This is a genomic window from Novimethylophilus kurashikiensis (assembly GCF_003112435.1).
In the GTDB taxonomy this organism is placed as follows: Bacteria; Pseudomonadota; Gammaproteobacteria; order Burkholderiales; family Methylophilaceae; genus Novimethylophilus; species Novimethylophilus kurashikiensis.
Window position 1 is genome coordinate 219188 of the sequence record NZ_BDOQ01000002.1, and the last position, 21751, is coordinate 240938.

General features: G+C 58.2%; 19 protein-coding genes. 15 read left to right on the forward strand and 4 right to left on the reverse strand.

From position 1 onward, the window contains the following. Nucleotides 1-71 precede the first annotated feature (71 nt). The 12 genes from NMK_RS02275 to NMK_RS02330 all read left to right on the forward strand — a co-directional run bounded on the left by NMK_RS02275 (nucleotide 72) and on the right by NMK_RS02330 (nucleotide 15422). Nucleotides 72-6272, forward strand: a complete 6201-nt coding sequence (locus tag NMK_RS02275) for a cytochrome c3 family protein (RefSeq protein ID WP_181376143.1) — start codon at nucleotides 72-74, stop codon at nucleotides 6270-6272. A 104-nt stretch (nucleotides 6273-6376) separates the two neighbouring features. Next, complete coding sequence (locus NMK_RS02280; RefSeq protein WP_109014137.1) at nucleotides 6377-8764, forward strand: tetratricopeptide repeat protein; 2388 nt, start codon at nucleotides 6377-6379, stop codon at nucleotides 8762-8764. Between the two features lie 2 nt (nucleotides 8765-8766). Beyond that, nucleotides 8767-9390 carry a cytochrome c biogenesis heme-transporting ATPase CcmA gene (gene ccmA, locus NMK_RS02285; protein ID WP_109014138.1) on the forward strand — a complete coding sequence of 208 codons (624 nt, stop codon included), beginning with the start codon at nucleotides 8767-8769 and terminating at the stop codon, nucleotides 9388-9390. Between the two features lie 5 nt (nucleotides 9391-9395). Then, nucleotides 9396-10055 (forward strand): heme exporter protein CcmB, encoded by a 660-nt coding sequence (ccmB, locus tag NMK_RS02290; protein WP_227871344.1) that lies wholly within the window; start codon nucleotides 9396-9398, stop codon nucleotides 10053-10055. 1 nt (nucleotide 10056) lies between these two features. Then, on the forward strand, nucleotides 10057-10803 hold the full coding sequence (gene ccmC, locus NMK_RS02295; protein WP_109014140.1) for a heme ABC transporter permease CcmC: 747 nt from the start codon (nucleotides 10057-10059) through the stop codon (nucleotides 10801-10803). Continuing rightward, nucleotides 10800-10958: a heme exporter protein CcmD gene (gene ccmD / locus NMK_RS02300; RefSeq protein WP_227871327.1), complete on the forward strand. Its 159-nt coding sequence runs from the start codon at nucleotides 10800-10802 to the stop codon at nucleotides 10956-10958. Before ccmC ends, ccmD begins: the two co-directional genes overlap by 4 nt. Then, nucleotides 10955-11431 carry a cytochrome c maturation protein CcmE gene (gene ccmE, locus NMK_RS02305; protein WP_109014141.1) on the forward strand — a complete coding sequence of 159 codons (477 nt, stop codon included), beginning with the start codon at nucleotides 10955-10957 and terminating at the stop codon, nucleotides 11429-11431. Before ccmD ends, ccmE begins: the two co-directional genes overlap by 4 nt. Further along, a complete protein-coding gene (locus tag NMK_RS02310; RefSeq protein ID WP_109014142.1) occupies nucleotides 11428-13383 on the forward strand; it encodes a heme lyase CcmF/NrfE family subunit in 1956 nt (651 codons plus the stop codon). The genes ccmE and NMK_RS02310 overlap by 4 nt, the downstream gene beginning before the upstream one ends. Then, entirely contained in the window at nucleotides 13380-13910 is a 531-nt protein-coding gene (locus NMK_RS02315; RefSeq protein WP_109014143.1) for a DsbE family thiol:disulfide interchange protein, read from the forward strand. The genes NMK_RS02310 and NMK_RS02315 overlap by 4 nt, the downstream gene beginning before the upstream one ends. After that, the gene (locus NMK_RS02320) at nucleotides 13907-14329 is read left to right on the forward strand and encodes a cytochrome c-type biogenesis protein (protein ID WP_109014144.1); all 423 of its coding nucleotides are present in this window, start codon (nucleotides 13907-13909) and stop codon (nucleotides 14327-14329) included. Before NMK_RS02315 ends, NMK_RS02320 begins: the two co-directional genes overlap by 4 nt. Next, on the forward strand, nucleotides 14326-15021 hold the full coding sequence (locus tag NMK_RS02325) for a tetratricopeptide repeat protein (protein WP_109014145.1): 696 nt from the start codon (nucleotides 14326-14328) through the stop codon (nucleotides 15019-15021). Before NMK_RS02320 ends, NMK_RS02325 begins: the two co-directional genes overlap by 4 nt. A gap of 11 nt (nucleotides 15022-15032) precedes the next feature. After that, the gene (locus NMK_RS02330) at nucleotides 15033-15422 is read left to right on the forward strand and encodes a hypothetical protein (RefSeq protein ID WP_109014146.1); all 390 of its coding nucleotides are present in this window, start codon (nucleotides 15033-15035) and stop codon (nucleotides 15420-15422) included. Nucleotides 15423-15438: 16 nt separating this feature from the next. Here NMK_RS02330 and NMK_RS02335 read toward each other — a convergent pair whose 3' ends face one another. The 4 genes from NMK_RS02335 to NMK_RS02350 form a co-directional block, all read right to left on the reverse strand. Then, nucleotides 15439-15858 carry a hypothetical protein gene (locus NMK_RS02335; RefSeq protein WP_109014147.1) on the reverse strand — a complete coding sequence of 140 codons (420 nt, stop codon included), beginning with the start codon at nucleotides 15856-15858 and terminating at the stop codon, nucleotides 15439-15441. Between the two features lie 313 nt (nucleotides 15859-16171). Continuing rightward, a complete protein-coding gene (locus tag NMK_RS02340; RefSeq protein ID WP_109014148.1) occupies nucleotides 16172-16588 on the reverse strand; it encodes an ATP-binding protein in 417 nt (138 codons plus the stop codon). Between the two features lie 34 nt (nucleotides 16589-16622). Next, a complete protein-coding gene (locus tag NMK_RS02345; protein ID WP_109014149.1) occupies nucleotides 16623-16964 on the reverse strand; it encodes an STAS domain-containing protein in 342 nt (113 codons plus the stop codon). A gap of 71 nt (nucleotides 16965-17035) precedes the next feature. Beyond that, a complete protein-coding gene (locus NMK_RS02350; RefSeq protein ID WP_109014150.1) occupies nucleotides 17036-19138 on the reverse strand; it encodes a CHASE2 domain-containing protein in 2103 nt (700 codons plus the stop codon). A 330-nt stretch (nucleotides 19139-19468) separates the two neighbouring features. Between NMK_RS02350 and glsA the strand changes: the two genes are divergently transcribed. The 3 genes from glsA (at nucleotide 19469) to NMK_RS18935 (ending at nucleotide 21747) form a co-directional block, all read left to right on the forward strand. Continuing rightward, nucleotides 19469-20434, forward strand: coding sequence for a glutaminase A (gene glsA / locus NMK_RS02355; RefSeq protein WP_109014151.1), 966 nt, complete (start codon nucleotides 19469-19471; stop codon nucleotides 20432-20434). A gap of 117 nt (nucleotides 20435-20551) precedes the next feature. Beyond that, nucleotides 20552-21022, forward strand: a complete 471-nt coding sequence (locus NMK_RS02360; protein ID WP_109014152.1) for a FecR family protein — start codon at nucleotides 20552-20554, stop codon at nucleotides 21020-21022. Continuing rightward, nucleotides 21019-21747, forward strand: coding sequence for an OmpA family protein (locus tag NMK_RS18935; RefSeq protein WP_109014153.1), 729 nt, complete (start codon nucleotides 21019-21021; stop codon nucleotides 21745-21747). The genes NMK_RS02360 and NMK_RS18935 overlap by 4 nt, the downstream gene beginning before the upstream one ends. Nucleotides 21748-21751 lie beyond the last annotated feature (4 nt).

Sequence of the window (21751 nt, forward strand, 5' to 3'; positions counted from 1 at the left end):
CTGCATGGCGCGGGATAAGCCTGTGCTGCCAAAAACAGGTTAGGAATAAAGGGGAGAAGGATTTGAAAATAATGCGCTGGTTGGGAGTCGTTGCGTCTGCAATCGCGATGCTGCTGGCGTTTTCCTTATCTCCCTATGCTGCCGAAGGCACGCGACCTGCCGCATCTTTCAATCACGATCTCACCCTGTTCCAACTGACCGGCATGCATACCAACGTGGCATGCGAAAGCTGCCACGTCAAAGGCGTATTCAAAGGCACGCCGACGTCCTGTTCAGACTGCCACAATCGAGCCGGTGTGGTGAATGCCCAAATGAAACCGGCCACACATATCCCGGTGACGCAAGAGTGCAGTAGTTGCCACCAACCGCAGGGCTGGCTGCCGACGAGCTTCAGCCACCGCGGACTGACTCAAAGCTGCTCGACCTGCCACAATGGAATCAACCAGACCGGCAAGCCGGCAGGGCACATCAATACCAGTAAAGACTGCGGCGAATGCCACAAGACAACTGCCTGGGTGCCCGCTGGGATGGATCACAGTACTTTAGTGCCGCCCGCGACGGGCCGCTGCTCCGATTGCCATGGCAAGACCGCCACCGGCAAGCCTTCGACCCACGTTGTCACCATCGCACAGTGCGATACGTGCCACAAAACAACGTCTGCCTGGCTGCCTGCCAGTTTCACCCACGGTGCGGGCGATACCAATTGTCAAAGCTGTCACAATGGCAGCACGGCTACAGGCAAGACGGCCACGCATATCCAAACCGGCGAACAATGCAGCGTCTGCCATACCCAGGCAGGTTGGTCGCCGACCTCATTTGCCCATACCTCAGCCCAGCTAGGCACCAAGACCTGCGCCTATTGCCATAATGGCCGCAGTGCCACGGGCATGACCGCCAAGCATATTCCCGTGGGCAATATGGCGTGCGGGACTTGTCACACGACATCAGGCTGGGTGCCGACTTCGTTCGACCACAGCAAGGTCGGAATTTCCGGAAGTCCGGGCGATAGCTGCACCAACTGCCACAATGGCAGCGCCGCGACTGGCAAGCCGGCAGGCCATATTCCGACCACGCAATATCCGCAGTGCGTGAGCTGCCATACCACAACGGCCTGGAAGCCTACTCAGTTCAATCATACCGGCGTGACCAGTGCCACGAACTGTACGACGTGTCATAACGGCACTGCCGCAACAGGGCGTCCTGCCAATGGACCAAACGCGCATAAGACCGCGCCGATGACGTCCAATTTATGCGGTAGTTGTCACAAGTTCGGCCAAGCCTGGTTACCGGCCAGCATGACGCACACTGGAGCGACCAGCTGTACGAGCTGCCACGTCATCAGCTCGACCGGCAACGCTTGGACGCCCGGCAAGACGGCGCACATTTCAACGGCAGGTCATGCGCAATGCTCGGATTGTCACAGCACAGTGACGTGGAGCCCGTCTACGTTCCGCCATCAAGGCATCACTACGGCTACCAACTGTACGGTTTCATGTCATAACGGCACTAATGCTGCTGGCCGTCCTACCTCCGGCGCTAAGGCCCATACTGTCGCGCCCATGACGAACGTGACTTGCGGCAACTGCCACAGCATCGGTACGTCCTGGATTCCGGCTACGATGAACCATACCGGCATCACCACCTGTACTACCTGCCATACCTACTCGGGCAACAGCTGGACACCGGCTAAACTCACGCACATTTCCACGACGGCCCAGTGCTTGTCCTGCCACACCACTGCAGCCTGGTTACCGGTGAATTTCAGCCATACGATTGCGGGCGTGACGGCAGCGACCAACTGTACCCAATCCGGTTGCCACAACACACCGAATGCCACCACGCCGCGTGCCGGTGTCCCGACCAGCGGGGCCAAGGCACACACTGTGGCGCCAATGACGAATGCCACCTGTGCCAACTGCCACACCATCGGCGGAACGTGGACGGGTGCCAAGATGAACCACACCGGCGCGACCAATTGCGCCGGATGCCACTCCAACAGCGGGAATACGTGGACGATCACCCCAGCCACCACGCACCTCACGACTTCTTCGCCGTGTTCTAACTGCCATACCACCAGTGCATGGAAGCCTGCGAGCTTCAAGCACGACGGCGTGACATCCGCCACCACTTGTACCCAAGCCGGCTGCCACGATACGCCGAACAAGGCCACACCCGGGGCTGGTCGCCCAACCACCGGGGCCAAGGCGCACTTGCTGGCGCCTATGACCAGCACTTCCTGCGGCAGCTGCCATACCATCGGCACCACCTGGACGCCGGCGACCATGGATCACACCGGCTTGACCAGTTGCACCAGTTGCCACGCCATTAGTGCGACCGGCAACGGCTTTACGCCGGGCAAGTCCAACCATATCTCTACCGCAGGGCATGCCCAATGCTCGGATTGCCATGCGACCACTGCCTGGAAACCCACCAGCTTTGCCCATAGCGGCGTGACGGCAGCAACCAATTGCACCGCTTGCCACAATGGCACCAGCGCAACCGGCCGCCCGACGACCGGGGCCAAGGCGCATATCACCGCGCCCATGACCAGCAGCACCTGCGGCAGCTGCCATACCGTAGGTGTTGCCTGGTCCCCGGCAACCATGAGCCATGCCGGCGCGACCAGCTGCGCCAGCTGTCACGTGATCAGTGCCACGGGTAACGTCTGGACCACACCTAAATCCAACCACATCTCTACCAGCGGCTATACGCAGTGCTCGAGCTGCCACCTGACCTCCGCCTGGAAGCCGACGAGCTTCTCCCATAGCGGCGTGACCTCGGCGACCAATTGCACCACTTGCCACAACGGCACCAGTGCGACGGGGCGGCCGACCACGGGCGCCAAGGCACATACCGTGGCCCCCATGACCATCAACACCTGTGCCAGTTGCCACACCATCGGAACGGCATGGATCCCGACGCCGATGAACCATGCGGCCGGTAATACCTCGACGTGTACTGCATGTCACGCTTACACCGGTAACAACTGGACGCCAGTTAAGGCAGGTCACATCAGTACCACTACCCAATGTTCGTCCTGTCACGCGACAACGGCCTGGACACCGGCCAACTTCAGCCACAACAATGTCACGGCAGTAACTAATTGTGCGCAATCCGGATGTCACAGCACGGCAGGGCGCACAGCACCGCAAGCCGGTCGGCCCGCAAACCATACGACGGCGCCCATGACGGCAAATACTTGCGCGAATTGCCACAGCATCGGTTCGTCGTGGACGCCGTGGGTAATGAACCACACGGGCGCAACAAGCTGTTCCACATGCCACAGTTATGCTGGCAATACCTGGACCACCACGCCCGCCACGACGCACATTACGACCACCTCGCAATGTTCCAACTGTCACCGGACCAGCGCCTGGAAGCCTGCGAGCTTCACCCATAACGGTTTCACTTCCGCGACCAACTGTACCCAATCTGGCTGTCACGACATGCCGGGTGCGGCCGTACCCAAGGCTGGTCGCCCCATCACTGGCGCCAAGGCCCACTTGGTGGCGCCTATGACCAGCGCTACCTGCGCGAGCTGCCATTCCATCGGGTCGACCTGGACGCCGGCCACCATGAACCATACTTCGGCGACGAGCTGCACCAGTTGCCACATCATCAGCGCGACCGGCAACGGCTTTACGCCGCCCAAGGCCAACCACATCTCGACGACCGGCTATTCGCAGTGCTCTAGCTGCCATACCACCACGGCCTGGACGCCGACCGCGTTCAGCCATAGCAGCGTTACTTCCGCCAGCAACTGCACGACCTGCCATAACGGCACCAGCGCAACCGGACGTCCCACCAGCGGCGTCAATGCACACACAGTGACGCCGATGACCAACAGTACCTGCGGCAGCTGCCATACCATTGGCACGGCGTGGATTCCCGCGACCATGAATCACAGCGGGGCCACGGCCTGTACGACTTGCCATACCTATACCGGCAATGCCTGGACGCCTGCCAAGACCAGTCACCTCAGTACATCATCACAGTGTTCGTCGTGTCACATTACCTCAGCCTGGTTGCCGGCGACCTTCAACCATGCCACTAACGGCGTCACGTCGGCTACTAACTGCACCCAGTCCGGCTGTCACGACACTGCAAACCACGCCACGCCGCGTGCAGGTGTGCCTAACACCGGCGTCAATGCACACTTGGTTGCCCCCATGATCAGTACGACATGTGCCAACTGCCATACCATCGGCGGCGCCTGGGGGCCGGGAACACGCATGAATCATACCGGGGCAGTGAGTTGCTCCAGCTGTCATTCCAAGACCGGCAATGCTTGGACGGTGATTTCCACCGGGGGATTCGTGCACTTGGCTACCACGACGGAATGTTCGTCCTGTCATACCACCACCAGCTGGCTGGGAGCGACTTTCCGTCACGATACGGTGACTTCGGCCACCAACTGCGCGCAATCCGGGTGCCATAACACGCCGAACAAGGCGGTTCCCCAGGCTGGCGCACCCATTACGGGGGCCAAGGCGCACCTGGTTTCGCCCATGACCAGCACGACTTGCGGCAACTGCCACAGCATTGGCACGGTATGGACGCCTGCGACCATGAATCACGCTGGTTTAACGAGTTGTACCAGTTGCCACGCAATATCCGGCAATGGCTTTACACCTGCCAAGGCCAACCATATTTCGACGACCGGCTATACGCAGTGCTCCAGCTGTCATACGACTGCTGCGTGGACGCCGACCTCGTTCAACCACACTGCTATCACCGCTGCTTCCAACTGCACTACTTGCCACAACGGCACAGCTGCCACAGGTCGTCCCACTACGCATGCTACTGCGCCCATGACCGCCAATACCTGCGCCAATTGCCATACCATCGGCACGGCCTGGAAGCCGGCGACCATGAACCACACCGGCGCAACGCTGTGCGCAAGTTGCCATACAACGCCGGTGGGTAACGCCTGGACCCCGACCAAGAGTACGCATATCCCCACCATGGGCTACACGCAATGTTCCAGCTGCCATAACACCACGCTCTGGACGCCTTCCACTTTTGCCCATGCCGGCATCACCTCGGCGACCAATTGCGCGACTTGCCACAACGGCACGTCTGCTACCGGTACGCCGACCGGCCTCAAGGCACACACGGTGGCGCCGATGACCAATGTCACCTGCGGCAGCTGTCATAGCATCGGTACGGTGTGGACGCCGGCTACCATGAACCATGCCGGACTTACGGCATGTTCCTCATGCCATAACTTCAACGGAAACGGCTTTACGCCGGCCAAGGTGGGACATATTGCAACGACGGGATATGGCGAATGCTCTAGCTGCCATAAGACGATGGCCTGGCTGCCCACATCGTTTGCCCACACCAACGTCACCAGCGCCAGCAATTGCACGACTTGTCACAACGGCATAAATGCGACGGGGCGCCCGACCTCTGGTGCCAAGGCGCACTTGTACTCGCCGATGACCAGTAACACCTGCGGCAGTTGCCATACCATCGGTACGGCCTGGACGCCCGCTACGATGAACCACACCGGTGTCGGTAGCTGCTTGCTGTGCCACAACTACAGTGGCAACGGATTCACGCCTGCCAAGGCAAATCACATCGTCACGACGAGCGAGTGTGCGGTTTGCCATACCACCATGGCTTGGTTGCCCACCAGTTTTGCTCATACAACTGCCCAGATTACGGGTAAAACCTGTAAGGATTGTCATAATGGGACTGCAGCGACCGGTCCGGATGCCATGCATGCCAGCATCAGCCCCAGTCCCTACAACTGCGATGCCTGCCATCGAACTACGGCCTGGCTACCCCCAACATTTGCGCACTCCGGCATCACGTCAGGGTGCTCCAATTGCCACAAGACCGGATTTGCAACCGTTAAACCGGCAACGCACTTCATTACGACACAACCCTGCGAGCGCTGCCATACCACGACAGTGTGGAAACCCATCAAGGCCTATGTGCACCTGACAACGTCCTACAAGACCCATACCGGGCCCAACATGACGGTGTACAGCGATTGCCTGTTGTGCCACATCAATAACAGCGAAACCATCACCGGGGCACCTCATCGTGGCAACGCTGCCTACAAGCCGGCTTGCGCCTGGTGCCATGCACAGCAGTTCAAGGCGGGATCTCATATCAAAACGTCCTCACCGACGACTGTGCTTTATACCGTGGCTGAGCTTAAGGATTGCTCTGGTGCATGCCACATCTACACAAATAACACCTTCACCACGATCAAAACCAGTCGAACCGGCCATCACAGATCGACAGATACAGGATTTTAATCAGCTAGTTGTAGGGTTTATGTAAAGTAATTTAATAAAATTACTATATACTTAAATTAAATATGGCTTTTAACATTGCAGCTTCATAATTACTCGCGCCCCCTATGCTGATTTTCGATTTGTTGCGTTCAGTCTTGAACGGTCCTAGCCCTGTAGTTCGGGCCGGGCTGGCGCTGACGGCATGCGTTTCTGCACAAGCCTTGGCGCAGGATGCGTTTCTCGAGGAGCCGACCATCGATACCGTCGGCAACAACGGCGAGATGCGCGTCAGCTTTACTACACCCATACGCTACGTACGTCGGTTTCCTGAGGGCAAGAGCAAGGCGCTGCATGTTTTCATCGAATTGGCAGATCCTTGCGCTGCGGAAGAAATCCTGGCGCAGGAAACCAAGTGGCTACCCAAGTCCGACGAATATCCCAAGGTGACGATAGCGTTCCCCGAGTCCATCCGCCGTTCGATGTTGAGCCCGGCCTATTGCGTAGCTAATCATCGAGACGTGTATACCGGCTATAACGTGCTCATCAAGTTCGAGCAGGAAATCGACGCCCAGGTGCGACCGGGCAGCGACGGTCATAGCCTGATCGTCACGGTGCCTTTGCCTAAAGCCGCACAGGCCAAGGCAGAAGCGAAGCCGACTGCATCGGTTCAAAAGACGGAATCCAACCCAGCGCAACCTGCTATTCCTGAATCCAAACCACTAGATTCCAAAACGGTAGAATCGAAACCCATAGAAAAGGGCCCCGCGGTTGCGAATGCTGTTCCCGCAACACCTGTAGAACAGATGCTGGCCCAACCAACCGTTGGGGAAGCTCTCCTTCCCACTGCGAAAGCCGAGCCGGAACTACCGCCAGCCGATTTGTTCATGGCAGGCCGTACAGCATTGTCCAAGGGCGATGCCTTGGGCGCCGTGCAACTATTCAACCGATTGCTCAATCTGCCGCCCAACGACTACTCGCGAGACGCACAGGAACTGGTCGGTGTAGCGCGCGAACAGGCCGGGGAGTACGACAAGGCCAAGGCCGAATACCAGTTGTATCTCAAGCTTTACCCCAGCGGGGAGAGCAGCGATCGGGTCAAGCAGCGGTTGACTGCGCTGGAAGCCTCCCTCGCGGTGCCCAAGGCTGCGAAGCAAGTCTCCGCCAAGACCAAGAAGCCGGTACGAGAGATTCATCAGAATACTTTCACCGGCAGCGTTTCTCAGTATTACTACGCAGGCAAGACGCAAAGCCATATGGTTAACGGGGCAGGGGAAACGACCGATACACGCAGCATCGACCAATCGACGCTCATTACCAATACGGACGCAACCGGCCGTTTCCGTCACAACCAGTACGACACCAAGATCGTGTTTCGTGACACCGAAGTCCATAACGCGCTGCCAGGACGCATGGATCGCAACACCTTGTCGGCCGCCTACGTGGAGCATCAGAACAAGGCCGACGATTACATGTTCCGCATCGGCCGTCAGTCGGGCACTTCGCAGGGCGTGTTGGGGCGTTTCGACGGGATTTTTGCACGCTACGGCCTCAATCCGCAGTGGCGCATTACGGCCGTCGCCGGCGAACCGGACAACGGCAGTCACAGTTTTGTGCAGACCAAACGGCATTTTTACGGCGTCGGGGTCGAGTTCGGGCCGCTGGCGGAAAAATGGAGCGGAACGGTGTACGGTATCCAGCAAGTGGCCGACGGGTTGGTAGAACGCCGTGCGGTGGGAACGGAGCTGCGTTACTTCAACGGCACGACGTCGTGGTTCGGACTCATGGATTACGACACCATTTACGACGATGTCAACATGGCCATGCTGCAGGGTAACTGGACAGCAGAAGGTGGGTATAACTTCAACGTGCTGTTCGATCATCGCAAGTCGCCTATTCTGTACGCTGAAACAGCGATCCAAGGATTGACGGGGGCACGTTCGGTACAGGATTTGCGCCAGATGCTGAGCTCGGGCGATATCTATTCCTACGTCAAGGGGCTGGTACCGGAAAGCGACATGGCAATGTTCGGCGTCACCAAACAGTTGAACAGCCAGTGGCAAATTGGGGGCGATATCCGCGCTGTGCGTATCGGGCCGACTGACGGCGCTGGCAGTATCGAGGCGCAGCCTGGTATCAGCGACAACTACACGCTCACCTTACAGGCTGTGGGCACAGACGCCTTGTTCAAGAACAACACTGCCATGGTCATGGCGAGCTTCGTGCAAGACCCGCAGTACAACGCGCAAAATCTTGCCCTGGTCAACTCCATGATGTTGCAGGAAAAATGGCGTATCGACGGTGCGCTGCGCTACTATCAGGAAAAACGCGATGCCGGGCAAAAAACCTGGAAAATCAATCCGGGCATCCGCCTCAATTACCGTATGCGCGACAACTGGTCTTTCGAAGCCGAATTGAACATCGACCGCACCTACACCGACGATCCCGTTGCCGTGACCAAGACCACCACCTGGCGCGAGACCCTGTTCGCCGGCTACCGCTGGGATTTCCGATAAGCATGCTGAACGTCGAAAGTCTTGCCTGTCAGCGCGGAGGCCGCTGGTTGTTCCGCGACCTGGCGTTTACCTTGAATCCAGGTCAGCTGCTGCATATCCAAGGCGCCAACGGCAGCGGCAAGACCAGTCTGCTGCGCATGCTGGCCGGACTGTCTTCTCTTGACGATGGCGCTATCTGCTGGCGCGAGCAATCCATTTCGTCGGCTCGCGAGGATTACCTGACGGAAATGCTTTATCTGGGTCATGCACCGGCCGTCAAGGACGATCTCAGCGTGCGTGAAAATCTGACGGTGTCGTGTCGACTCGCGGGTTTGCAGCCGGATGCCAAGGTCGTGCGAGCCGCATTGGAAACGGTTGGATTGAATGGGCGGCTTCATCTTCCGGCCCGCGTGCTTTCGCAAGGCCAGCGACGCCGTCTTGCCTTGGCGAGGTTGTGCCTGGACAAGCGTCCCTTATGGATCCTCGATGAGCCGTTTACTGCCTTGGATGTTCACGCCACGCAATGGCTGGAAATGCAGCTCGAAGCTCATCTTGCCGAAGGCGGCTTGGTGATCTTGACCACGCACCAGACCCCGCGTGTCGCCGAGCAGCGCCTGCACATCCTCAGCATCGAGGCCGGACGATGAATGCGATGCTGCGATGCCTGCTTTGGCGCGATCTGCAATTGGTCGTGCGGCGCAAGTCGGACGCGGTGGCTGCGCTGTTTTTTTTCATCATCGCCACGAGCCTGTTTCCGCTCGGTGTAGGCTCGGAGCCAGCATTGCTACGGGCAGTCGGCCCGGGCGTGCTTTGGGTGGCGGCCTTGCTCTCGGCCATGCTATCGCTGAACCGCCTGTTTGCGGCCGATCATGCCGACGGTTCGCTGGAGCAACTCGTGTTGATGCCAGTGCCGCTCACGCTCACCGTTGCCGTCAAAACCCTCGCGCACTGGCTGACGAGCGGCTTGCCGCTGGTGTTGCTGGCGCCGCTGCTCGGCCTGCAATTCGATCTGGCTGGAGATGCACTTGCGGTCCTCACCTTATCCCTACTGCTGGGCACGCCCTTGTTGAGCCTGATCGGTGCCATCGGCGCCGCACTGACGCTGGGCGTGCGTGGTGGAGGCGTGTTGTTGGCCGTGTTGGTGTTGCCCTTGTATATCCCGGTGCTGATTTTCGGTGCCGGCGCGGTTTCCGCCTGTGCCCACGGCATGAGCCCGTGGGGCGGCTTGTCTTTGCTCGGCGCCTTGCTGGTGCTGGGCGTAGTGTTTGCACCATTCGCCGCAGCTGCGGCGTTACGCGTGAGTTTGGAGTGATATGGGGTTTTCTACGATCCATTGGTACCGCTACGCCTCGCCGCAGGCGTTCTATCCCTTGGCCGGCACGCTCGCGCCTTTGTTTCTGGCGATAGCGATGGGGCTCGGTCTCATCGGCCTGTTCATCGCTTTCTTCGTCGCCCCGACCGATTTCCAGCAGGGCGAGGCCTACCGCATCATCTTCATCCACGTGCCCGCGGCTTGGATGTCGATGTTCATCTATCTCGTCATGGCTTGCTGGGGCGCCGTCGGATTGGCGTTGAACGCGCGGCTATCGTTCATGATGGCGCAGGCCCTCGCGCCCACCGGCGCCATGTTTACCTTGGTCGCGCTGGTCACCGGCGCCCTGTGGGGCAAGCCGATGTGGGGCGCCTGGTGGGTATGGGACGCACGGCTCACTTCTGAACTCATCCTGTTGTTCCTGTACCTCGGCGCGATGGCGCTGCATTCGGCCGTGGATGAGCCACGTCGCGCGGACAAGGCCTTTGCGGTGTTTGCGCTGGTGGGCGCCATCAACGTGCCCATTATTTATTTTTCGGTGAAATGGTGGAACACCCTGCACCAAGGCGCATCGATCAGCCTGACCAAGGCACCGGCCATGGCGGCCGTGATGCTGTGGGGCATGCTGATCCTGGCGCTGGCATGCTGGGCCTACAGCATCGGTGCAGCCATGTTGCGGGTGCGCTGCATCATCGCCGAGCGGGAACGGGAAGCGAGCTGGATGAATGAAATGAGAGAAGCGGAATGATGCATTGGAACAGTACCGGCGAATTTTTCGCTATGGGAGGCTATGGCTTCTACGTGTGGGTGTCCTACGGGCTCACCGCGCTTTGCCTGGCAGGGGAGTTGTGGATGCTGCATAGTCGTCGTCGGCGTATTGAGCGGGCGGGGGACGAAGCATGAAGGCGCGGCATAAACGCTTTGCCTTTATCGCCGCCGGGATTGCCGCCGTCGCCATTGCAGCGACGCTGGTTCTTAACGCGTTTCGCAGCAACCTGGTGTTTTTTTACACACCCAGCCAGGTCGCAAACGGCGAGGCACCCAAGGGCACCAGCTTCCGCATCGGTGGCCTGGTGGAACAGGGCAGTCTCAAGCGCGCCAATAACAGCCTGGATGCGCACTTTATGGTGACCGACACCGCCAAGCGCATCGAGGTGGTGTACTCCGGCATCCTGCCCGACCTGTTCAAAGAAGGAAAAGGCGTGGTAGCACAGGGCAAGCTGGAATCGGACGGCCTGTTCCATGCAGACCAGGTGCTGGCTAAGCACGACGAAAACTACATGCCGCCTGAAGCCGCCGAGGCACTGAAAAAGGCTGGCGCATTGAACGAAAAAACCGGCAAATCGCTGGTAACAACCACGGAACAAGCACGATGATCCCGGAACTCGGACACTTTGCCCTTATTCTTGCCCTGCTGCTGGCGACGACCCAGGCAGGCTTTTCTTTGGTCGGCGCGGCACGTGGCAATGAGCTGTGGATGACAGCCGGCGTTTCTGCCGCACGCGGCCAGTTTTTCTTTATCGGAATCGGCTTTCTGAGTCTGGCCTACGCGTTCTACAGCAACGATTTTTCGGTCCTGTACGTCGCATCCAACTCCAACTCGGCCTTGCCGGTGCAATATCGCCTGGCGGCGCTTTGGGGCGGGCATGAAGGCTCCATGTTGCTATGGGCGACGACGCTGGCCTTGTGGACGGTGGCTGTGACGGTATTCAGCCGCCATCTGCCGCCGGTGTTCAAGGCGCGGCTGCTGGGTACCATGGGGCTGATCAGCATCGGCTTCCTGCTGTTCATCCTGCTTTCCTCCAATCCGTTCGAGCGCCTCATTCCTGCGGCGATGGATGGGCGCGACCTCAACCCGCTGCTGCAGGATCCGGGCATGGTCTTTCATCCACCGGTGCTCTACATGGGCTACGTGGGCTTCTCGGTGGCGTTCGGCTTCGCTATCGCCGCCTTGCTGGGTGGTGAGCTGAGCCCGGAATGGGCGCGCTGGACGCGCACCTGGACCACGGTGGCGTGGATGTTCCTGACCGTCGGCATCGCCTTCGGCAGCAAGTGGGCCTATTACGAACTGGGCTGGGGCGGCTGGTGGTTCTGGGATGCGGTGGAAAACGCTTCCTTCATGCCGTGGCTGGTCGGCACGGCGCTGATCCACTCGCTTGCGGTCACGGAAAAGCGCGATGCCTTTAAGCTGTGGACGGTGCTGCTGGCGATCTTCGCATTCTCGCTGTCGCTGTTGGGCACTTTCCTTGTGCGTTCCGGCGTGCTGACCTCGGTACATGCCTTTGCCACCGATCCGCGCCGCGGGCTGTTCATCCTGGGGTTTCTCGCCCTGGTCATCGGCGGCGCGTTGACGCTGTTCGCCCTGCGCGCGCCCAAGGTCGGCCTCGGCGGTAAATTCGGCATGGTGTCGCGCGAATCCATGCTGCTCACCAACAACGTCATCATGGTGGTGGCCGCAGGTGTGGTCATGCTGGGCACGTTGTATCCGCTGTTCCTCGATGCCTTGGGCCTGGGCAAGATTTCTGTCGGGCCGCCGTATTTCGACACGGTATTTGTCCCCGTGATGATGCCGGCGATTTTCCTCATGGGGCTGGCGATTTTCGCGCGTTGGAAAAACGCCGCATTGCCGGATTTGATGACGCGCCTGAAATGGGCTTTCGGCGTGAGCGTGGTTGTGGCCTTGCTGCTGCCTTTCGTCATGGGTAAGTGGACGCCCATGATCGCGCTGGGATTGCTTATGGCGATGTGGATTATCACGACGGCCGTGGTCAGCCTGCGCGATCGTCTGCAAAAGCGAGAGGGCGGGATGATCGCCGCCTTGATCCATCTGCCGCGCGCTTACCAGGGCATGATAGTGGCGCACCTTGGAGTCGCCGTGTTCATCATCGGCGTCACCATGGTGAAAGGCTATGAGGTCGAGCAGGACATGCGCATGAGCCCTGGCGATAATGCCACCGTGGGTAGCTACAGCTTCCATTTCGACGGCATCCAGGACCAGCCCGGACCCAACTACATGGCGGCAGTCGGACATTTCACCGCGACGCGCAATGGACGCGAAGTGGCCGTGCTGGAACCGGAAAAACGAATGTATACGGTGCAGAGCATGCCGATGACGGAGGCTGCGATCAGTGCGGGCCTGGTGAACGACCTTTACGTTTCGCTCGGCGAGCCGGTGAGCGAGCAGGCTTGGGCGGTGCGCATCTACATCAAGCCTTTCGTGCAGTGGATTTGGGTGGGGGCGCTGATGATGGCAGGCGGCGGGCTGCTTGCCATGCTGGACCCGCGCTATCGCCGCCGCAACAAGACGCAACAAGGAGACAACGCATGAAGCCCGCTTTCAAATACCTGCTTCCGCTGGCGATTTTCCTGGTGCTGGTCGGCTTTTTCGCGGCGGGGTTAAAGCTCGATCCCCGGGAAGTGCCGTCGCCGTTGATCGACAAGCCCGCGCCCGCTTTCCGCCTGCCGGTACTCAACGCCGCAGGCCAGACTTTCTCGCCGGAAGACATGCGCGGCCAGGTCTGGCTGCTGAACGTATGGGCGTCGTGGTGCGGCGCCTGCCGCGAGGAGCATCCGGTGCTGATGGCCATGGCCCAGCGCGGCGAAATCACGCTGGTCGGGCTGGATTACAAGGATACGGATGCCGAAGCATCGGGTGTTCTGACGCAAGCGGGCAACCCTTACAAAACGGTCGCCGTGGACGCCGATGGTCGCGTGGGCATCGACTACGGCGTGTACGGAGTACCGGAAACCTACGTGATCGACAAGGCCGGGGTGATTCGCTACAAGCAGATCGGCCCGGTGACGGACGAGGCGCTGCACACCAAGATCCTGCCGCTGATCAAGGGGCTGCAATGATGAAAAAACTATGGGGAATCTGGCTGATGCTTCCGTTGCTGGCTTGGGCGCAGGCGCAACCCTTGGGCGACGATCCTGCCGTCGAGGCACGGCTCAAGGCGCTTTCAACCGAATTGCGCTGCCTGGTATGCCAGAACCAGACGCTGGCCGATTCCACCGCGCCGCTTGCGGAAGACCTGCGGCGCGAAATCCGGGAATTGATCGCCAAAGGCATGAGCGACAAGGAGATTACCGAGTATCTGGTGGCGCGCTATGGCGATTTCGTGCGCTATCGTCCGCCGGTCAAGGCGCAGACCATGCTGCTCTGGGTCGGGCCGTCGGTGCTGCTGGTGGGTGGATTGGCAGGCCTGTGGCTGGCCTTGCGCCGGCGCAATCAAATCCTGGTTGATGATAACGATGAAGAAGGGGAAGAAGCATGATTTTCTGGTTGCTGGTGGGGTTGATGTCGGTGTTGGCGCTCGGGTTTATCCTGTTGCCTATTCTTAAACCCGGCATGGGCCGTAGGCCCTTGCTGATTGCCGGGTTGGTTCTCGGCCTGCCGCTGGCGGCTGTGCTGGCTTATCAAAAGCTGGGAACCCCCACTGCGGTAACGCAACCTGCAATGCCGTCAGCGATGAACCCTGCAGCCATGCCGCCCGGACATCCTGGCGCAAGCACCATGAATATGGATCTCGGCCAGTTGGCGGACAAGCTGGCTGAGAAGCTGAAGGCGAATCCCAATAATGCGGATGGCTGGGCCTTGCTGGCTCGGACCTATGTGGAAATCAGGCGCTACAAGGAATCCTTGCCCGCATTCGAAAAAGCCACCACCATGTTGCCCAGCGACCCGCACTTGCTGGCGGATTATGCCGATGCCCTGGCGATGAGCAACAACGGCCAGTTCGACAAGCAATCCGAAGGTCTGGTGGACAAGGCCCTGGCGCTCGATCCCAAGCACGTCAAGGCGCTGATGCTGAAGGCCACGATCGCTTTCAACCGCAAGGATTACTCAACGGCGATAGCAAATTGGGAAGCGCTGCTCAAGGTGCCCGGTCTGGACGCCGAGCGCACCAAAGAAGCCCAGGGTAGCATTGAGGAGGCCAAGCGTTTGATGAGTACCGGTAAATCCTGAAAGGAGTCGCCATGAAAATCCTGAAGCTGCTGTTGCTGGTCGTTCTGATGATGGCCTTGCCCGTCTTGGCCGACGAAGCGGGCAAGCCCAAGAAAAAGGTGGATGTAGAAGCCGTGGATGTGCCGGAGAAAATCCTGATCCAGCCCACGCCCGAGGAAATCCACCAGGACGCGCCGCCGGAGCAGAAATGCTCTTCTTGCCACGCGCCCAATAACCCCAACGCGGAATCCAAGCCGCTCAACCATTTCCTCACCACGCGCGATTGCAACGTCTGCCATTTCGACAAGGCCTGGGTGCCGTTGCGCATCTACAATCATTTCAGCGGTCGCTATCGCCCCAACGCGACGCCGGACGATTGCCAGAGTTGTCACATCTCGAATACGGAATTTACGGCGAAGTAACGGGGATGCCCGGGCCTTACTCTGCTTGGGCTCGGGCTTCGCACTCGGTATAGGCAATGATGATCAGGATGGGAACGCTACATAGGAGCAGGATGCCATCGAGCGAATTCAGCATGTCCCAGCGGAAAAAATTGAAAGCGATGCGTTCGATTAAGAGGGAGAAAATGAGTCCGACGATGAGCACTGCGGCGCTGAAGGTTTTCGATAGTCCCTTGGGAAGTCGTCGTGCCTGGTAGCAGAGAATGGGAGCGAGCAGGGTGGTGACCAGGGCCTGGAACAGGAATGCGCCGGCACCCCAGATCAGCAGCGCCTCGATGAGCGGATGCAGGCTTTGCAAGATATCGTCGTAATCCCACCCCAGCAGTAGAAACCCGCCGACAGCGCCGATCCACAGTAGGCTGTCGTTAAATCCCACATCATTCCGTTCAAAGACCATCTCCATTCCTCTCTGGAAAAGATCGCCCGAGGGCGACCGGAGTGCTTGGTATTCTGAAATGCGGACGGCAGAAACTTTCTGGATACTAACTGAAGCCAGGGGAATACTTCAATAGGCTCAGTCACTTATTGATGTTTGAATGGTGCGAAGTCCGCACCGAGCCTGTGTATGGCATATTCATCCACAAAAATCGTGGATGAATCTGTGGATAACCGAGTTAAGCGGCTGATGAGGCGTTGAAAAATAACTTGCGCACAATTTTGCGCAGGCCAGTGCAGGGATGAAGAGATTTCAGCCTTGTCGCTATTGCGGTTCAGGACGAGTGCAAGATCAACGTCAACCGGTTCTTGTCCTGCAATCTTGAATAGCGACATTCAGACATGAATTGGCGGATGAGGTCGATGCCCAACCCGCCGATTTCAGCTTCACCCAGATTGGCCGGTTGCGTATGTTCCGGCTTTTCCAGGGGGTTGTAGGCGATACCATCGTCCTCGATGGTCAATGTCAAATGATCGGGCTGTCCGCTCAATTCCAGTGCAATCTCGTGCAGCCCCGATTCAGGGTAGGCGTAGCTGATCGTATTGGTCACAGCTTCGTTTGCGCAGAGGTCGAAATTGAACACCTGATCCTCCGACGCGCCCAGTTGACGGGCGGATTCAGCCAGCCACTCGCTCATCTCCCGCAGCGCTGATAACTGATTTGAAATGACCAGCCGATGCGTAGCAATCAATCCGTTTCTCCGGTGATTGGTTGGCAACTAATGTTCAAGCGGTGACTTTGCCGACAGCTTCTTCCTGGCTGTGGCAGATCGGGATAATCTGATCGATACCGGAAGTCACCAATACTTTCTCGACATTGGCCTCCGGGCTAAGCAGCACCAGCTTGCCGCCGCGCTTGCTCACGGCTTTGGCGTTGATTAGCAGGGCACGGATGCCGATGGACGACATGAACGGCACCTGCGACATATCCACGATGATGGCCATGCGCGGCGAGGCGGTCATGCCGGCAAACCGCGTTTCGATCTCGCCGACACCGGCGATATCCATGCGGCCGGAGAGATGGATTTTTACAACCCCGTTCGGCAACAGCTCTTCTTGAATGTTCATGCGTCCCCCATGTTTATGCTAAAAGTTTTATGATGAAAAACAGTCCATTGTATGGATCGTTTATGACAGATTTATGTCCTGGAACTGCGCCAGCGGATGACCATCATGGTGAGGTCATCCGACGGTTCGGCGCCATCCGTAAAAGCACTCACGTTGTTCCAAGCAAGATTCATGACAGTTTCGGAGGTGGCTTGTGGCGGAATATCGTCCAGCCCCTGCATTAATCTTTCCTTGCCGTACTCTTCCTGTGCCGGATTGAATGCTTCTGTCGCACCATCGGTGAAGATGCAAAGGAACTCCTCGCTCGACAGGATGTATTTGTGCGTCTTGTAGTCGTAGTCGTCCATGATGCTGATCGGCGGCCCCCCGGCCCCATCCAGTTCTTGGGGTCTGCAGCCTGGCGCCAGGAGCAAGGGCGGTTCGTGACCGGCGTTGCAGTAGATCAATTCGCCGGTCCTGAGGTCCAGTAGGCCGATGAATGCGGTGACAAACAGCATTTCGGGGTTGTCTCGCGAGATTTCCTGGTTGGCGTGGCGCATCAGTTTTCCCAGGTTCATGTAGTGCAAGTCGTCGCGTAGTGCCACGCTCTTGCACAAGGTCTTGCTGATGACCATGAATAAACTGGCCGGAACCCCTTTGCCACAGACGTCGCCTACGGAGAAGAACACGCGGTGTTCGTCCAGCATGAAGAAATCGTACAAGTCGCCGCCTACCATCTTGGCGGGTTCCATGCGTGCAGCGATGTCCAGCCGGGGTTCGTTGGTGAAGGTTTCCCTGTAATCCGGCAATATCCCCATCTGGAAGCGCTTGGCGGCCTCCATTTCACCATGCACTTTGGCGGCTTGCTCGCGCTGGCGTTGCAAGTCTTGCTCCAGCGCTTTGAGTTGCAGTTCCTCGCGGATCAAGGAATCGGCCAACATGGCGCCGAACATGACGACGAACAGGAACATGGGCGAGGCCACATCGATCAGCCAATGCTGGTAGCGATACAGCATGAAACCGGTCAATGCCAGCGCAACGATGACCGAGGCCACGATGGGCACCAGCACTGTTGCTTTCATACGCGGAAATCCCCAGAGGATGGCAAGACCAAGCGCCATCATTGCGGTACCTTCAACCCATAGCGACCAATAAGGCCGCAGCAGGGTATCTTGATCGAAGATCGACTCCATAACCTGAGCGTGAATTTCCACGCCGGGGACACGTTCGCCCAGTGCGGTGCTGGGAAAATCGACCAGTCCTAAACCAGAAAACCCCACCAATACCAGTTTTTGTCGCAAGGCATCCGAATCGACCTCGCCCTTGAGGACAGATGCAGCCGAGAGAAACCTGGCGGGATCGTGATGGCTGTAGTGCACCATGAGGGTGCCGTCCTCCTGTGTTGGGATGAACAGCCCCTCGACGCCGACACCCTCCACGCGATCCTGGCGAGTCTTGACCAAGAAGTTAGGGCTGCCGCTGGCAATGCGTAGCGATTCGAGAGAAAGCGATGGCAGCACGGTTTCGCCGATGGCTGCGATAAGCGGCACGCGGCGCACGACACCTCGCTCGATATCTGCGCTGAGGATGGCATGGCCGGAGGCAGCTTGTTCCAGCTCAGGGAGATTGGTCAGCGCATGGGTGAAATGCCGCAACAGTCTTTTCGGGTCTTCACCCACTGCATGCATCGGAGGCGCATTGACGCTATCGCTTCCGCCGTCGTCCACGCCTGCGACGCCGAGCACTACCCGGCTTTGCTTGAGTTTTTCTGCCAGCAGCGTGTCGTTGCTGGGCAGACGGCAAATGGCCTTGGCAAGTTTCTGATCGATATTCGGGATGTATTGGGCACTCTGGCACGGAGAAGTACGGTCGGCCTCGGGCATGATGATATCGAAGGCCACGGCGGCAGGTTCCATGGCATGGATACGCTCCACCAATTGGGCCATGAGGCTACGCGGCCACGGCCATTGCCCCAGGCTTTGCAGACTAGATTCGTCGATATCGACGATGACGACAGGTGCAGAAACGCGCTCTCGGGGCGAGAGGATCTGGTAGAGGTCGAACGAGAATGTGCGCAAGGTTTCCTGGAAAGGCACTGCACCCACGAGATGCAGCGCGATCAGGACGACCAAGCCCAATGGCGCAGCCCAGCCGCGACGCAGTGAAATAAACCGAGACAAGGGGCGTCGGTCCATTAAATATTCAGAACGCCGGCATGAGGGCGCTAAGTGAAAGAAGAAGGCTAAACATGATGGTTTTTGTGGTTAAGCTTTTTTTAATGTGCAAGTAACCGCAGAAATTTGTCAATCAATCCTTACGCAGTGAATGCGATGCATCACCTTGGCGCATTAATAATCGCTGATGCACCTTGGTGAATCATGATGTGCTAATTAAGGAAATTCCTAGGTCTCGTGCAAGGTCTTCTTTGCTTTTCATATCAGGTGATTAGGATTATTCCTACCTGAAGGCATGCCTCTTGCTAGATGGATCATCAATAACGTTGATCAATAAAGGGGGCGGCCTAGATGGCAAAGCATCGCTTGCAGGAAATCGTCGATGAATTGCATACGCGGTATGCTCATTGCGATGAAGGTGAGGTTGCTACCTATATTCCGGAACTGGGCAAGGCTAATCCTAAGGATTTCGGCATTTGCATCGCGACAGCCGACGGTCGGATCTTCGACGCGGGCGATTCCGATCGCGTGTTCACCATCCAATCCATCTCCAAGCCGTTGACCTACGGCATGGCTGTGGAGGCTTACGGGCGCGACAAGGTAGGCAGGCATGTGGGGGTCGAGCCGAGCGGGGATGCATTCAATTCCATCGAGCTTGAGTCCGGTACCAACCGGCCGTTCAACCCAATGGTAAATGCAGGGGCCATCACAGTCTCGGCCTTGCTTTACCAGCATTACGGAAGCGAGGCGCTGGAGGTGCTGTTGTCGCGATTCAGCGCGGCGGCAGGGCGTACGCTGGCTGTCGACGAGTCCGTCTACGCATCGGAATCGAGGACCGGCCATCGCAACCGTGCTATTGCTTACCTACTACTCAATTTCGGCATGGTCGAAGAGCATGTGGATGCTGCCCTCGATCTCTATTTCAAACAATGTTCCATCCTGGTGAATAGCCGCGATCTGGCCGTCATGGGCGCCACCCTGGCCAACCTTGGCAACAACCCTCTGACCGGTGAGGAAGTTTTCGATATTGAGTGCGTCAAGGACATGCTTTCCATTATGTTCACTTGCGGCATGTACGACTATTCCGGCCAATGGGCTTATCGCGTCGGTGTTCCAGCCAAGAGCGGGGTGGCAGGGGGCGTGCTGGCGGTGGTAAATCGGCAATTGGGGATCGCGAGCTATTCCCCGCCGCTGGATGCGCGAGGCAATAGTTACCGGGGAATCGAGGTTTGCGTGGACATGGCCAACGAACTCGGCCTGCACGTGTTCGACTGCATGAATGAAGGCTCGAGCTATCTCAAGGCAATTCTGGAATAGCTTTTGTCATGTTTTTGCAATGTACCTTTTGTATAAGGGTTGATTGGGCAGCGGGTGATCAAGCTGCCATCAATAACATTCAAGGCCTGATGAGGCCTTAAAATCTAGGGGGCGGAAATGAAAAGTCGGAATGCGATCAATGCAATTTTCATGGCAGTGTTACTGCTGACGGGTACTTGCGCTGCCGCCGAAGGTATCGGAAAGATTAAAACCTTGTCGGGCGATGTCACTATCGAGCGCGACGGCAAGACTATGGCACCTGCTCTGGGCAATCCAGTTTTCCAGAAAGACAAGATCGTCACAGGCAAGAACGGCTCGGTCGGACTGCTGTTCGACGACGATTCTCGCTTGTCCGCAGGACCCAATTCGACTCTGGATCTGGAAAAGTTCAGTTACGATCCCGCTACCCATGACGGCAGCTTCGACGTATCGATGAAAAAGGGTGTTCTCTCGGTGATATCAGGCAAGCTCACGCAGAAAACCCCGGGAGCGTTGAAGGTCAAAACTCCGGCAGCGATCCTCGCCGTTCGCGGCACCGAGTTCTCCGTCAAGGTCGAAGATCCCAGCGAGGAAAAGGCAGCGCAATGAAAACGTTGAATATTGCGGTGCTGGGGGCGTTGGCGATCACGGTTTCCGGATGCGCCAGCTATAGCAGCATAGTCAATTCCTTCGCGCCACCCAAGCAGAAAAATATCTATACCGCCGATGCCAAGCCGGTAGAGCGAGCCGAGGGCAAATCGCCGTTCTGTGCTGAACCTGTGCCGCCTCCGCCCCCCAAGGTGAGTGAGGTCTACATGGTGATGCCGGAAGATGGCGGCAAGGCGGGAACGGTGGCGGTGACCTTTAACGACGGTAAGGAAGTTGTTCTGCACGGCGATTACAGCGCCATGTCATTGGCTGGAGATCAGAAACAGGCTTTCGTCGGAGACCAGGCGCAGTTGGAAAAGACTTTCGGCTCAGCACTTGCGGCCATGCCGATGGCGCCGAACTCCTTCACCCTGTACTTCCTGCTCGGCAAGGATGAGTTGACGCCGGAATCCAAGGCAGAGGCAGAAAAGATCTATCAGGATTTCGTCGACCGCAAGGTGCCGGAAATCTGGATCATCGGCCACACCGATACTGTCGGCACCGATGCGCAGAACATCAAGCTTTCAATGCGGCGCGCTCAGAAAGTACGCGATAGCCTGGTTCAACGCGGCATTCCTGCGGAGAATATCAAGATCGAGGGTCGGGGCGAGCGGGAACTGCTGGTCAAGACGCCCGACAATACCAAAGAGCCCAAAAACCGCCGCGTGGAAATCAGCGTCCGATAGAGGT